8 protein-coding genes are annotated in these 13365 nt (G+C 67.4%); 5 read left to right on the top strand and 3 right to left on the bottom strand.

Going from position 1 to position 13365, the window contains the following annotated elements:
• Nucleotides 1-42 precede the first annotated feature (42 nt).
• A complete protein-coding gene (gene purF / locus U4Y91_RS26715; protein ID WP_321807612.1) occupies nt 43-1575 on the top strand; it encodes an amidophosphoribosyltransferase in 1533 nt (510 codons plus the stop codon).
• Nucleotides 1576-1833: 258 nt separating this feature from the next.
• Complete coding sequence (locus U4Y91_RS26710; RefSeq protein WP_321807611.1) at nt 1834-3027, top strand: O-succinylhomoserine sulfhydrylase; 1194 nt, start codon at nt 1834-1836, stop codon at nt 3025-3027.
• 103 nt (nt 3028-3130) lie between these two features.
• On the opposite strand, the gene U4Y91_RS26705 is transcribed toward U4Y91_RS26710, so the two are convergent.
• The 3 genes from U4Y91_RS26705 to U4Y91_RS26695 are packed head-to-tail and all read right to left on the bottom strand — an operon-like array spanning nt 3131 to nt 6217.
• The gene (locus tag U4Y91_RS26705; RefSeq protein WP_321807610.1) at nt 3131-4084 is read right to left on the bottom strand and encodes an NAD-dependent epimerase/dehydratase family protein; all 954 of its coding nucleotides are present in this window, start codon (nt 4082-4084) and stop codon (nt 3131-3133) included.
• Nucleotides 4071-5117, bottom strand: coding sequence for a GDP-mannose 4,6-dehydratase (gene gmd / locus U4Y91_RS26700; protein WP_321807609.1), 1047 nt, complete (start codon nt 5115-5117; stop codon nt 4071-4073). Before gmd ends, U4Y91_RS26705 begins: the two co-directional genes overlap by 14 nt.
• Before the next feature lie 35 nt (nt 5118-5152).
• Nucleotides 5153-6217 carry an acyltransferase gene (locus U4Y91_RS26695; protein ID WP_321807608.1) on the bottom strand — a complete coding sequence of 355 codons (1065 nt, stop codon included), beginning with the start codon at nt 6215-6217 and terminating at the stop codon, nt 5153-5155.
• Between the two features lie 498 nt (nt 6218-6715).
• On the opposite strand from U4Y91_RS26695, the gene U4Y91_RS26690 reads away from it, so the two are divergent.
• Genes U4Y91_RS26690 through U4Y91_RS26680 form a run of 3 tightly spaced genes read left to right on the top strand, consistent with a single transcriptional unit; the run spans nt 6716 to nt 12883 of the window.
• The gene (locus U4Y91_RS26690; protein ID WP_321807741.1) at nt 6716-8908 is read left to right on the top strand and encodes a hypothetical protein; all 2193 of its coding nucleotides are present in this window, start codon (nt 6716-6718) and stop codon (nt 8906-8908) included.
• A 46-nt stretch (nt 8909-8954) separates the two neighbouring features.
• A complete protein-coding gene (locus U4Y91_RS26685; protein WP_321807607.1) occupies nt 8955-10421 on the top strand; it encodes a flippase in 1467 nt (488 codons plus the stop codon).
• Nucleotides 10418-12883: a glycosyltransferase family 4 protein gene (locus U4Y91_RS26680; RefSeq protein WP_321807606.1), complete on the top strand. Its 2466-nt coding sequence runs from the start codon at nt 10418-10420 to the stop codon at nt 12881-12883. Before U4Y91_RS26685 ends, U4Y91_RS26680 begins: the two co-directional genes overlap by 4 nt.
• Nucleotides 12884-13365 lie beyond the last annotated feature (482 nt).

The following is a 13365-nucleotide window of genomic DNA, read 5'->3' as shown; positions in this document are numbered from 1 at the left end:
CGGGCAGGACGGAACCGATTTTGTCATCTTGAAGGACATGCCATGTGCGGCATCGTAGGTGTTATCTCCCAAGCCCCCGTCAATCAGCTGATCTATGACAGCCTGCTGCTGCTGCAGCATCGCGGTCAGGACGCAGCGGGCATCGCGACGGCGGACGGCAGCAATTTCCACATGTACAAGGCGAACGGCATGGTGCGCGACGTGTTCCGCACGCGCAACATGCGCAGCCTGCCCGGCACCTACGGCATCGGCCAGGTCCGCTATCCGACGGCCGGCTCGGCGTCGAACGAAGCCGAGGCGCAGCCGTTCTACGTGAACGCGCCGTTCGGGATCATCCTCGCGCACAACGGCAACCTGACGAACTGGGAACAGCTGAAGGACGAGATGTTCCGGATCGACCGCCGGCACCTCAATACCAACTCCGACAGCGAAGTGCTGCTCAACGTGCTCGCGCACGAGCTGCAGCTGTCGACGACGGGCCTCGAGCTCGATCCGGCCGCGGTGTTCAAGGCCGTCGCCGGCGCGCATCGCCGCCTGCAGGGCTCGTACGCGATCGTGTCGCTGATCGCCGGTTACGGCCTGCTCGCGTTCCGCGATCCGTTCGGCATCCGCCCGCTCTGCATCGGCAAGCTCGAGACCGAACACGGCACCGAATGGATGGTCACGTCGGAGTCGGTGGCGGTCGAAGGCATCGGGTTCGAATTCGTGCGCGACGTGCAGCCGGGCGAAGCGATCTTCATCGACAAGGCCGGCAACTTCCACAGCCAGCAGTGCGCGGAGAACCCGACGCTGAATCCGTGCATGTTCGAATACGTGTATCTCGCGCGTCCGGATTCGTGCCTCGACGGCGTGCCGGTCTACAACGTGCGCCTGCGCATGGGCGACTACCTCGCCGAGAAGATCAAGCGCGAGCTGCCGAACGTGCCGATCGACGTCGTGATGCCGATTCCCGATTCGTCGCGTCCGGCTGCGATGCAGGTCGCCGCGAAGCTCGGCGTCGAGTATCGCGAAGGCTTCTTCAAGAACCGCTACGTCGGCCGTACCTTCATCATGCCGGGCCAGGCCGTGCGCAAGAAGTCGGTGCGCCAGAAGCTCAATGCGATGAGCATCGAGTTCAAGGACAAGCACGTGCTGATCGTCGACGACTCGATCGTGCGCGGCACGACCTCGCACGAAATCGTGCAGATGGCGCGCGATGCGGGCGCGAAGTCGGTGATCTTCGCGTCGGCGGCGCCGCCCGTGAAGTTCCCGAACGTGTACGGCATCGACATGCCGACGCGCGGCGAGCTGGTTGCACACGGCCGCACCGACGAGGAAGTCGCGAAGATCATCGGTGCCGACCACCTGATCTATCAGGACGTCGACGACCTGCGCCGTGCGGTGCGCGACATCAACCCGAAGCTCGAGGGCTTCGAGGCGTCGTGCTTCGACGGCAACTACATCACCGGTGCCGTGACGCCCGAGTATCTCGATGCAATCGAGCGCGCGCGTCTCGCACCGGCGTCGCAGGCCGATCGCGACACGGCAGGCGACACCGCGCGTTCGCAGATGAACCTGCAGCTGTCGGTCGAGTGATGCCGGCGCACGCTTCGGATGAAGCGTGATAGGATGTGGCCTTGCGTCGATTTGATTCAGCTTGCGGACGCGGGGCGACTTCCCAAAACAGCTAAAGCGAAGGCCGGCGGCAGCCGGCCCGAGTCGATCGCTGTCGTACCGCACCGAAGCCCGCTGATGCCGACGCATAGCGGGCTTTTTGTTTTGGCCTGATTTTGTGGCTGGGCGCGCGCCCGATGCACGACCGTCGACGCGACCCTCGAATACGGATAACGGAACATGGACGACTCCCTCAACTTCGACACGCTCGCCGTGCGCGCGGGCACGCTGCGCAGCAGCGACTTCAACGAGCACTCGGAAGCGCTGTTCCTCACGTCGAGCTTCTGCTTCACGAGCGCGGCCGAGGCAGCCGAGCGCTTTGCGAATTCGGAAGACTACTTCACCTATTCGCGCTTCACGAACCCGACCGTCACCATGTTCCAGGATCGTCTCGCCGCGCTCGAAGGCGGCGAGGCCTGCATCGCGACGGCGTCGGGCATGGCCGCGATCATGTCGGTCGTGATGTCCGCGCTGCAGGCGGGCGATCACCTCGTCAGCTCGCGCAGCCTGTTCGGCTCGACGCTCGGGATGTTCTCGCAGATCTTCAGCAAGTTCGGTATCACGACGACCTTCGTCGATCCGACCGACCTGAACGCCTGGCAGGAAGCGGTGCGGCCCGAGACGAAGATGTTCTTCCTCGAAACGCCGTCGAACCCGCTGACCGAACTCGCCGACATCGAGGCGATCGGCAAGATCGCGAAGGCCGCGAACGCGCTGTTCGTCGTCGACAACTGTTTCTGCAGCCCGGTGCTGCAGCAGCCGCTGAAGCTCGGCGCGGACGTTGTGATGCACTCGGCGACGAAGTTCCTCGACGGCCAGGGCCGCGTGCTCGGCGGCGCGCTGGTCGGCTCGAAGGAATTCATCATGGGCAAGGTGTTCCCGTTCGTGCGCAGCGCGGGCCCGACGCTGTCGGCGTTCAACGCGTGGGTGCTGCTGAAGGGGATGGAGACGCTGTCGCTGCGCGTCGAGAAGCAGTCGGCGAACGCGCTGGAAATCGCGCGCTGGCTCGATTCGCATCCTGCGGTCAAGCGCGTGTTCTATCCGGGCCTCGAATCGCATCCGCAGCACGAACTCGCGAAGCGTCAGCAGAAGGCCGGCGGCGCAATCGTATCGTTCGAGCTGAAGGGCGACACGCCGGAGCAGCAGCGCACGAACGCGTGGCGCGTGATCGACAGCACGAAGCTGATCTCGATCACCGGCAACCTCGGCGACACGCGCACGACGATCACGCATCCGGCGACGACGACGCACGCGCGCATCACGCCGGAAGCGCGTGCGGCCGCGGGGATCACCGAAGGGCTGATCCGCCTCGCGGTCGGCCTGGAAAACGCGGGCGACTTGCGCAACGATCTCGCGCGCGGCCTCGAGGGCTGAGCGCGGCGGCACCGATTGCAGGGCCGGCATGACGACGGGCCGCTCGACAGGGCGGCCCGTTTTCTTTTTTGGCCGGCGACGAACGCGTGTTGCGTTGCCGGAATCAGCCGGCCCGCGCGTCGCGCATCGCGTCCATCATCCAGCGCAAGGTTTCGTCGAGCGGCGTCACGGGCAGCTCGCCCACCGCGCGCCGCAGCTTGTCGCGCGACCCGCTCAGGCTCTTTACTTCGTTGTGCCGAACGAAGCGCGGATCGATCGTCACGTCGATCACGTAGCCGGCGATTCGCGACAGCATCGCCAGCACCTCCTTCAGCGAATACGCGCGCTCCGAGCAGATGTTGAACGTCTCGCCGGCCGGCGCGGCTTCGAGCAGCTTCAGATAGGCGGCTGTCACGTCGCGCACGTCGGAGAAATCGCGGCTCACGTCGAGATTGCCGAGCGAGATGCGCGGCGCGTTGTGCGCATAGTGCGATACCAGCTTCGGCAGCAGATACGCATCGTCCTGGCCGACGCCCGTGTAATTGAACGGCCGCGCGATCACGATCGGCAGGCGGTCGGCCCACAGCTTCGCCGCGTATTCCATCGCGAGCTTGCTGACCGCGTAGTCGTTCGCGGGCGCGGGCGTGACGCTTTCGTCGAGCACGCCGGCCGTCGAATTGCCGTAGATGTTCGCGCTGCTGGCGAGCAGCACCGCCGACGGGCGGCGGTCGAGGCCCGCGAGCGCGGCCAGCAGGTTGCGCGTGCCGACGATGTTGACCGCGTAGGTCTGCGACGGCTCGTCCTGCGCGACGTGCGCGCGCGCGGCGAGATGCACGACCGCATCGGGCCGCGCATCGGCGAGCGCCGCACGTGTCGCGTCTGCATCGAGCAGGTCGACCGGCAGCAGCGTGCAGTGGGCGAGCGCCGGATCGTCGGGCGGCGCCGCGCCGGGTGCCACGGTGCCCCACACGTCGTAGCCGGCCGCAGCGAGCCGCTGCGCCATGTAGCGGCCGGTGAAGCCCGCCAGGCCCGTGACGAACGCCCGGCGCGACGGGCGCCTGGCTTCAGTACGTGTCATGGTGCCGATTCCGCGTCAGATCCGCTTCGACCATCATCTGGCAGAGCTGTTCGAGCGTCGTCTCCGGCGCCCAGCCCAGCTTGGCTTTCGCTTTGTCGGCGGAGCCGATCAGCAGGTCGACTTCGGCAGGGCGGTAGAACTTCGGATTCACTTCGACGAGCACGTTGCCGTTCGACGCGTCGAGGCCGCGTTCCTGCTCGCCCTTGCCGGTCCATTCGATCTGGTAGCCGGCGGCCGCGAACGCCATCCGCACGAAGTCGCGCACGGTCTCGGTGCGGTTGGTCGCGAGCACGTAGGTGTCGGGCTCGTCGGCCTGCAGCATCCGCCACATCCCTTCGACGTATTCGAGCGCGAAGCCCCAGTCGCGCTTCGCGTCGAGGTTGCCGAGCTCGAGCCGGGTCGCCTTGCCGAGCTTGATCTTCGCGACGGTGTCGGTGATCTTGCGCGTGACGAACTCGCGGCCGCGCAGCGGCGATTCGTGATTGAACAGGATGCCGCTGCAGCCGAACAGGTCGTAGGACTCGCGGTAGTTCACGGTCATCCAGTGCGCGTACAGCTTCGCGACGCCGTACGGGCTGCGCGGGTAGAACGCGGTCGTCTCCGTCTGCGGGATCGCCTGCACCTTGCCGAACATCTCGGATGTCGACGCCTGGTAGAAGCGCGTCTTCGGGCTCACCACGCGGATCGCCTCGAGCAGGTTCAGCGGGCCGACGCCCGTGACCTCGGCGGTCGTCGCCGGCTGGTCGAACGACACGCCGACGAAGCTCTGCGCGGCCAGGTTGTACAGCTCGTCGGGCTGCGTGCGTTCGAGCAGCCGCAGGCTGGAGCCGGCATCCGTCAGGTCGTGCTCGACGAGCGACAGGTTCGGGTGCGTGTCGACGCCGAGCTCGGCGATGCGCCAGAAGTTGACCGAGCTGGTGCGGCGGTAGGTGCCCGTGACTTCGTAGCCCTTGTCGAGCAGCAGCTTGGTCAGGTAGGCGCCGTCCTGCCCGGTGATCCCCGTGATGATGGCCTTCTTGCGAGTTTGGCTCATGGCAATGTCCTGGTCGAAACGATGGATTGAGAAATTCAGGCGGTCGTGCGCGCGGCGGCGGGTACCGTGCTGCGCGCGGGGCCGCGGGTCAGGCGCCGCTCGAAGCCGTACCAGCTCACGGTGGCGTACACGAGCGTGATGGCCAGCGCGAGCGCGGCCGTGACGAAGCGGTTCAGGTGCAGCGGCCACAGCGCGTACAGCACGCTCAGGTGAATCAGGTAGACGGTGTAGCTGACGGTGCCGACGTACACGAGCAGCGGGTTCGTCAGCACGCGCTGCACGAGGCCGCGTCCGCGCAGCGCGATCACGACGATCGACGTGCACAGCAGCAGCGAGATGCTGTAGAGCGCGGCGTTCGACAGCGGCGTGTTCGCGGCGCGGAAACGCGGGAACGACAGGTGCAGCCAGCCGAGGATCGCGAGCGACACGAGCGCGCCGACGATCGCGAGCGGATAGAACGGTTCCAGCGCGCGCCGGTCGCGGCGCAGCACGATCGCGAGCAGCGCGCCCGCGGCGAGCAGGTCCATCCGGAACGGCGTCAGGTAGTAGATCGGCCAGAACGAATCGAACCACGGCGTCGCGATCGCGCGCAGCACGGGCGCCGCGACGATCAGCGCGGCGGCGATCCACAGCAGCGCGCGCTCCGAACACCACAGCACGACGAACGGCCAGAAGATGTAGAACTGCTCCTCGACGGCGAGCGACCACAGCACGTTCAGGCTGTCGTGACCGATGCTGCCGAGCGACAGCCCGATGTTGGTCGAGAAGAACGCGAACCACGGCCAGTGCGGCAGCCAGCTCGCGCCGAACAGCAGCGTCGACACGACCAGCAGCAGCACGTACGGCGGCAGGATCCGGCGTACGCGGCGCGCGTAGAAGTGGCTGAAGTACGACTGCCCGCGCGCCTTGCGGTCGAGCAGGATGCCGGTGATCAGCAGGCCGCTCAGCACGAAGAACAGGTCGACACCCATCCACAGCGGTGCCTTCAGCGCGTGTTGCAGGAACACGGCGCCGACGGCGATCGCGCGCAGCCCGTCGAGCTGCACGATGCGGCCGTGTTGCGGCGGGGCGAGGTCGGCGGTGCGCGAGATGCCCGTCATCGCGCCGCTCCTTCGCGACGCGCGGCCGATGCCGAGGCGCGCCGCGCATCCGATGCGTGAACGTGAACGTAATGCATGCGTTTAAAGGAAATATTGATTCGAAATCGATTCTAGGGAAAAGAAATCGGCAAAAAAACGCATGTCATTTATTCGGCTGAAAACATTCAAATGCCGGTCGTTTTAATCATGGGATGAAAGATTTGCAGGCCGGGCACCCCGTCGGACGGGCCGGAGCGGCATTTTCTACGGATCGCTAGGTGAAAGGCGGTCGTTATTTCCGCTTCGTCGGGGCTATTCCGGACCGTTCCGGTTCAATATTTCAGGCGGAAACATCCCCAAATATTTCCAAATTTCTTGTGATTATTTTTGCTTGTAACCTGCATCGCGACGTTTGAAACCTATTTAGCGACAGGTGATCCAGGCAGACAGCACGCCACGGCGCCGGTCGCTTCCGCATCGAGTCTGGAGAGCGCATTGCGACGTCTGATTCTGGTTGGCATGACGGTATGCGCGGCGCTGTCCGTGAGCGCCGCACCGGCTGAAACCGTGTTGCCCGCGACCACGTCGTGGATCGGCAACACGTTCGGCTATGGCGACGGCAGTTGGACGCAGATCGACATTCGCGCGATCGCGGTGACGCCCGACGGCAAGGTGTATACGAACGCGCCGTGGGACGAGAGCGGCGCCGAGGCGAGCGTCTACCAGGACGGGAAGATGCTCGGCTTCGCCGGCGGCACGCATGGCTGGGGCAACCTCGGCGGCAACGCGGTCGCGGTGAACGGCAAGTATGCGTACGTCGCGATCGGCGTCGGCAACGAGCGCGGCCATCTGCAGTCGCCCGGCATCTGGCCGGACAAGGGCAAGCAGTGGTACGGCATTTCGCGGCGCACGATCGGCGACATGAAGCAGCCCGCGCCGTTCCGCGCGGCGCCGCAGGTCGCGCCCGGCGGGCGCGCCGATGCCGGCCGTGCGCGGATGGCCGCGAGCTTCATGGTGATGAACGAGGTGGCGGCGCCCGCGCGGTCGGAGGTCGGTGAGCTGAAGGCGGAAGTGGGCGGCCTCGCGGCCGACGACAAGACGTTGTTCGCGACGAATCCGTCGCATGACGAAGTCGACGTGTACGACGCCGAAACGATGCAGAAGAAAGGCACGTGGAGTGCGCATGAGCCGGGCCGCATCGCGCTCGCCGGCGACGGCACGCTGTGGCTGCTCACCGATACGCTCAACGGGCCCGCGCACCTCGTGCATGTGCGCGCGGACGGCCGCAAGCTCGACGACGCGCCCGCGCTGCCCGAGGGGACCGACGCGGTGGACGTGGCGGTCGACGCGAAAGGGCGCGTGCTGGTCGCGGACAACGGCCCGCGCCAGCAGGTGCTGATTTTCTCGAAAGGCGGCAGGGGCTATGCGCCGTCCGGCACGCTCGGCGAGCGCGGCGGGATCTTCGCGGGCCCGGTGTCGGGTCGCCCCGGGCCGCAACGCTTCAACGGGCTGACGGGTGTGGGCGTCGATCGCGCGGGTAACGTGTACGTGTCGATGAACGGCATCGGGCCGCGCCACGACACGATCGGCGCGGGGCTCGGCGCGGTGCTCGAGAGCTACACGCCGGACGGCAAGCTGCGCTGGCAGGTGCAGGGGCTGCTGTTCGTCGACGGCGCGTGGCTCGATCCCGCACGGCCGAACAGCGTATACACGGGCAACAAGCGCTTCGAGCTCGACCTGTCGAAGCCGCCCGGCCAGGACTGGAAATACGCCGGCTTCCTGTCGAACCGCTTCAAGTATCCGGACGATCCCGTGTTCCACACGGACCAGTACCCCGGCATGCCGTTCGCGCGGCGCGTCGACGGCCGCACGTTCCTGTACCTGACCGACATGTACGCCGATCACCTGAAGATCTACCGCTTCGACGCGAAGCGCGACGGCGAGGTCGCGATTCCGTCGGGCCTGATCGCGGGCCGTGCGCGGCCGGTCGACAAGGTGCCGAACAAGCCGCCGGGCGGCGACTGGATCTGGCGCGACGCGAACGGCAACGGCCGGCTCGACGAGGACGAGTTCACGACCAACACGACCGGCAAGGCGAAGGCGGGCGGCTGGGGCTGGTGGGTCGACACGAAGGGCGACATCTGGCGCACGAGCGACGTGCGCGGCATTCATCGCTTCGGCTATGGCGGCGTCGACAAGGCCGGCAACCCGATCTACGCGTACGACAAGGTCACGACCTATCCGATGCCGCAGCCGTTCACGCAGCTGCGCCGCGCGATCTACGAGCCGCAGACGGACACGCTGTACGTGACGGGCTACACGGCCGACGCGCCGCCGCAGCCCGGCATCAACAAGGAAGTCGGCCGCGTGCTGGTGCGCTTCGACAAGTGGTCGAGCGGCTCGCCGGTGGTGCGCTACACGGTCGCGCTGCCGTGGCAGCTCGATGCGAAGCCGATCCTCGACCTGATCGGGATCACGGTCGAGGGCCGCTACATCTTCACGGTGGAGCCGGTCGGGAAGATCCACGTGTACGACAAGGAAACCGGCAAGGAAGTCGGCGTGATGAGCCCGGGCGCCGAGGTCGGCAAGGCGTCTGGTTGGGTCGACGTGCCGTTCGGCATCAGCGCGTTCCGGCGCGAGAACGGCGAATACCTGGTGTTCGTCGAGGAAGACGCGCGCGGCAAGGTGCTGATGTATCGCTGGAAACCGTGACGGGCGGCGCACCGTCGTTGCAGTCGCCGTCACACAAGGCAGAAGCATGGACAAAGGCATACTCAAGAACGTTTCGATCAACTTCATCGGGCTGATCCTGCCGACCTTCGTGTCGCTGGTGACCGTGCCCGCGTATATCCACGCGCTGGGCGTCGAGCGCTACGGCGTCGTCAGCCTCGTGTGGACGCTGATCGGTTATTTCGGGATCCTCGATCTCGGGATGAGCATGGCCGCGCAGAACCACATCTCCAAGGCGCTCGCGAGCGGCAACGCCGACGAAAGCGCGCGCGTGTTCTGGAGCGCGTTCTGGCTGAATCTCGGCACCGGCATCGTCGGCGGGCTGCTGATCTATTTCGGCGCGTTCATCTACACCGAGTACTTCACGAAGGTGTCGGCGGCGATGCAGCACGAGGTGTATCTCGCGCTGCCGTGGCTCGCGCTCGCGATTCCGCTCGCGAACGTGTCGTGGGTGTTCGCCGGCGCGATCAACGGCGCCGAACGGTTCGGCGTGTTCAACACGAACCAGACGGTCGGCACGTTCCTGTTCCAGCTGCTGCCGCTCGGCGCCGCGTGGTGGATCGCGCCGAACCTGCAGACGGTGCTGGCGGCCGCGGTCGTCGCGCGCCTGATCGCCGCGGTGATGCTCGGTCACGCGAGCATCAAGGTGCTCGCGATCCGGCGCATCGACCCGCCGCAGTGGGGCACCGCGAAAGGGCTGTTCAACTTCGGCGGCTGGATGCTGATCGCGAGCACGGCGAGCATGATCGCCGACACGCTCGATCGCGTGATGCTCGGCGCCGGCATGGGCGCGAAGTTCGTCACCTACTACACGGTCCCGCAGAACCTCGTCACGCGGCTGAACATGCTGCCGAACGCGCTGGTGCGCACGCTGTTCCCGCGCCTGTCGGCGGTCGGCCGCGATCACGCGGACACGCTCGCGCGCCAGTCGCTCGAATTCCTGAACGGCGTGTTCACGCCGGTCGGCATCGTCGCGATCTTCGCGCTCGCGCCGTTCCTCACGCTGTGGGTCGGCGCCGATCTCGCCGCGCATTCCGCGCCGGTCGGGCGCGTGCTGGTGATCAGCGTGTGGCTCGTCGGCCAGGCGAGCGTCACGCGGATCCTGATCCAGTCGCAGGTCAACCCGGCGCGCGCCGCGTTCGCCGGTCTCATCGAGATGCCGTTCTTCGTCGGCGGCCTGTGGTTCGGCATTCATCACTTCGGGCTGATCGGCGCGGCGGTGGTCGTCGCGACGCGCGCGCTGGTCGACTACGGCGTGCTGCTTTACCTGTCGGCGATCCGGATGCGCGCGATCGTGCTCGACATGCTCGCGCATCTCGCCTTCCTGCTCGCGAGCCTGTTTCTCGCGCAAGCGTGGTCGGGGCTCGGCGAGTCGATCGGCCTCTGTGCGGTCGTGCTGGTGCTGAACCTGGCGTGGTCGTTCACGATGACGCCGGCCCTGCGCGCGCTGGTGCGCGACCTGTTCGTCCGTCTCAATGCGAGGAAAACCACATGAATCGCGATCTGGCGGAACACGCCATCCTGAATCTCGCCACGGCCGATGCCGCCGCGGCCGAAGCCGGCGACGCCGCCACGCTGCGCCGGGCCAAACCGGCCGGACAGGCGAGCGCACGCGATGCGTCGCGCCCGCTGCGCGTGGCGATCGTCCACGACTGGCTCGTCACGTACGCCGGCGCCGAGCGCGTGCTCGAACAGATCGTCGCGTGCTTTCCCGACGCGGACCTGTTCAGCCTCGTCGATTTTCTCGACGACCGCGCGTTCGTGCGCGGCAAGCCGGTGACGACCTCGTTCATCCAGAAGCTGCCGTTCGCACGCACCAAGTACCGCAGCTACCTGCCGCTGATGCCGCTCGCGATCGAGCAGCTCGACGTGTCCGACTACGACCTCGTGATCTCCAGCAGCCATGCGGTTGCGAAGGGCGTGCTGACCGGGCCGGACCAGATGCACATCAGCTACGTGCATTCGCCGATCCGCTACGCGTGGGACCTGCAGCACCAGTATCTGGAACAGTCGAACCTGACGCACGGGCCGAAGTCGCTGCTCGCGCGGATGATCCTGCACTACATCCGCAACTGGGACACCCGCACCGCGAACGCGGTGGACGGCTTCGTCGCGAACTCCGCGTTCATCGCGCGACGCATCCGCAAGGTGTATCACCGCGACGCGGCGGTGATCTTCCCGCCGGTCGACGTCGACGGCTTCTCGCTGAACGAGGCGAAGGACGATTTCTATCTGACCGCGTCGCGGATGGTGCCGTACAAGAAGATCGACCTGATCGTCGAAGCGTTCTCGCGCACGCCGGAGCGCAAGCTCGTCGTGATCGGCGACGGCCCGGAGATGCAGAAGATCCGCGCGAAGGCCGGCCCGAACGTCGAGATCATGGGCTACCAGCCGTTCGCGGTGCTGCACGACCGGATGCGGCGCGCGAAGGCGTTCGTGTTCGCGGCCGAGGAGGATTTCGGGATTTCGGTGGTCGAGGCGCAGGCGTGCGGCACGCCCGTGATCGCGTACGGCAAGGGCGGCGCGCTCGAGACCGTGCTCGAGCCGCGCTCGCACGCGCAGCCGACCGGGCTGTTCTTCGACGAACAGACGCCGCAAGCGATCGTCGCGGCGGTCGACGATTTCGAGCGCGCGCCGCAGCGCTTCACGGCGCACGCGTGCCGCGCGAATGCGGAGCGCTTTTCCGCCGACACGTTCCGGCGGCGCTTTCTCGATTATGTGGAGACGGCGCTGCCCGGCTCGACCGCGCAGCGCGGCACGGCCGTCGCGCCGATGCCGGCCGCGCGCGGCCCGGCGACGCTCGTGCTGGACCAGAGCGGCGTGCTCGGCGGTGCGGAGCTGTCGCTGCTGGAGATCATGAAGCACATGCGCGCGAACGCCGATGTGCTGCTGTTCGACGATGGCCCGTTCCGCGCGGCGCTCGACGAGATCGGCGCGCGCGTCGACGTGCTCGACCAGGGCGCGCTCGCCGGGGTGCGCAAGCAGGGCGGCGTGTCGGCCGGCGCGTTGAAGCAGCTGTTCGCGCTCGTGCGCGACGTCGCACGGCGCGCACGCCGCGCCGAGGTGATCTACGCGAACACGCAGCGCGCGATGGTGGTCGCCGCGCTGGCCGGGCGGCTCGCGCGCAAGCCGGTGGTCTGGCACCTGCGCGACATCGTCAGCGGCGACCATTTCGGCAGCAAGCAGCTGATGGCGATCAAGTACTGCGCGCGGTTCGGCGTCACGCGCGTGATCGCGAACTCCGATGCGTCCGCGCAGGCATTTCGTGCGCTGACGGGCTTCACGCCGCAGCACGTCGACGTCGTGTTCAACGGCATTTCGGCCGAACCGTTCGACGCGCTGGACCATGCGAGCCAGGCCGCGCTGCGCGCGCGCTTCGGGCTGCCCGAGCACGCATGGCTGGTCGGCTCGTTCAGCCGCCTCGCGCACTGGAAGGGGCAGCACCTGCTGCTGGAGGCCGCGGCTCGCCATCCCGGCATGCACGTGGTGCTGGTCGGCGCGCCGCTGTTCGGCGAGGACGAATACGCGGCGCAGCTGCACGAGATCGTCGCGCGTCACGGGATGGACGACCGTGTCCATTTCCTCGGCTTCCAGCGCGACGTGGCCGCATGCATGAAGGCGGTCGACGTGGTCGCGCATACGTCGATCACGCCGGAGCCGTTCGGGCGCGTGATCGTCGAGGGCATGCTCGCGCGGCGGCCGGTGGTCGCGGCCCGCGCGGGCGGGGTCGTCGAGATCATCGAGGACGGCGAAAACGGGCTGCTCTGCGAGCCGGGCAACGCGGCCGCGCTGGCCGATGCGCTGGGCAGGCTGCAGCGCGACGCCGCGCTGCGCGAGCGGCTCGTCGTGAGCGGGCGGGCGACCGCGGTGCGCCGGTTCGGCACCGAAACCTATGTGGCGCGGGTCGAGAAGATCCTCGCGGATACGGCAAAGGCCGCGAAAGCGAAGAAGCGGTAGGTGGCGGCCGGCGGCGGCACGCGCAGCGTGTCGTCGTGAACCGGCGGAACCCGGCCCCCATGCGGCGTTGCGCTGCATGGGGGCTTTGCGCTTTGGGCGCGGCCGAGCGCTGTCGCGCACCGGGCACGCCGCACGTGACGAATCCGTAATCTGCGCAAAGCCGAGCGATTACGTGAGCGTGAGCGGCGGAATCCGGGGCCGGCCTGGGTCGCAGGATGGGGTCTGCAACGACGATGCGCTCGGGCGGCGGAGCGATGCGTCGCAGCGGGCGTGAATCCGGCCGCCGCCCGGTTCGGAATCGCTTCGCGGGACGCCAGGAGCGGCGCCGTGTGGTCCTGCCGTGGATCGCATGAGGGGTTGGGCGACGCGAACGTCGTGCAGCCGCGCAGGCGGTGCATGACGCCGCGGCTTGCGCACTTCGGTACGTCGTACCCGCCGCGCTCCGAACGCGCAAATGCATCCTCGCGCCGTCCTGCCCGTAA

The organism is Burkholderia sp. BCC1993 (assembly GCF_905339865.1).
Classification (GTDB): Bacteria; Pseudomonadota; Gammaproteobacteria; order Burkholderiales; family Burkholderiaceae; genus Burkholderia.
The sequence above is the reverse complement of the archived record's forward strand: the minus strand, read 5'-3'. Positions and strand labels throughout refer to the sequence as shown.